The organism is Sunxiuqinia elliptica, from assembly GCF_900113005.1.
GTDB classification, from domain to species: Bacteria; Bacteroidota; Bacteroidia; order Bacteroidales; family Prolixibacteraceae; genus Sunxiuqinia; species Sunxiuqinia elliptica.
This window is the reverse complement of the sequence record NZ_FONW01000024.1, coordinates 1-1,373: the sequence shown is the minus strand read 5'-3', so window position 1 is coordinate 1,373 and position 1,373 is coordinate 1. Positions and strand designations below refer to the sequence as shown.

Annotated in this window: 1 protein-coding gene; it reads right to left on the bottom strand. The window is 32.7% G+C overall.

Annotated elements, in window-relative coordinates:
- Positions 1–200 precede the first annotated feature (200 nt).
- A complete protein-coding gene (locus BM156_RS20550; protein ID WP_093921784.1) occupies positions 201–1,247 on the bottom strand; it encodes a PIN domain-containing protein in 1,047 nt (348 codons plus the stop codon).
- Positions 1,248–1,373 lie beyond the last annotated feature (126 nt).

Below are 1,373 nucleotides of genomic sequence, written 5' to 3'. Positions count from 1 at the left end.
TACTGCCGGATTCCTCCATCTTATTTACAGCATGCAGAACGATAATTAGGCCGATGTTCTGCTTCTCGGCACACTATGAGTAGTGGCAGATTGCGTGGTAATTCCCTGTCAAACCGTTATGCAGTTTGAGCGGGCTACAAACCTTGATATTTAGCACTTCGCCTGCCATTACTTATACAAAATGTTAGGCAATGTTATTATCAATTTACTTCATTTATATCTAAATCTGTAATCTCAAATTCAGAACACTCTTCATTTTCTCTCATATCAAAGTTGAAGAATATCTCAAAAATAATAGTCTGGTCGTTTATGTATGTAAATGTTTCTTCTCCGTGGTCTCTTGCTGCATTATATTGATAACATTCAGTTTCGCACGCTACATAAACTTTTCCTGATACAAGGGCATTATCAGCTAATATTTCATATTCTACATCTTCACAATCTAAAATTTCCACATCGCTTCCAGATACGTAACCATCATACCAATAATCTGAATTTAAAATATCATTAGGACTTAGATTTTCAATCTTCTTATGAACTTCCTTTTCAATTTCCTTATCAAAGTTTTCAATAATCAGCTCTTTAACTAAATCATCATTAAAATCCAACTGATTCATATATGCTTGAAATTGAACTATTGGACTTTCAAGAATCGGCGATTTAGTTTTCAAAAATTCAAACGAACTATTTATTACGCTAAATTTTTCTGTGTCAGCTAAAAGGTCAGGGTGAATTTTAGACTTGTCTTTTTTGGGACAGAAGTCACTTGTATTATTTGTTAATAGAATACAATCTTCAAGCTGGTTACTTTCAACAAAATCGGAATACGATTTCCAAATCAAAGCATCTTTAAGTTCTGTTTTCTCTTCAGTAAATGGTTTCTTTCTGTATATGGCTCTGTCAACTATATCTGGAAGATATTCATTTTTATAGTGAACTATTGTAAAATTGTCAATATGTTCAAGTCGAGAATAAAATCGGTCAAATTTTTCTAGCTGGGAGTTTAAGTCTAAAAGAGTTATTTCAGTTTCAATTTTTAATCTTTTAGAGTCCTTAATAACTTTACTCAATTCTCTATTCTTAGCTTCTATTTCTTTCTGAAATTGCCATCTTAGTTCAAGCCTAACAATTTCAGACATATATAAATTGATTACACCATTTCTAGCGTATTCAAGAATCTTTTTAGGAGATTTATTATCAAAGAAATAATCTTCATATAAAATGTTTGTGTCTAAAAATACATTCATATCTATGTTGGTTCGTTTTTTCTAATATTGCCTAACGGTCACTTGGTCGAGTAGGCAAAGGGAGTTTCACCCTAAGCCTCTCACAGAACCGGACTTGACAGTCTCCCGTCATCCGGCTCTTGTTAT

Excerpts from the sequence above, each read along its gene's own strand:
- BM156_RS20550 (WP_093921784.1), bottom strand. The coding sequence starts at position 1,247 with ATGAATGTATTTTTAGACACAAACATTTTATATGAAGATTATTTCTTT.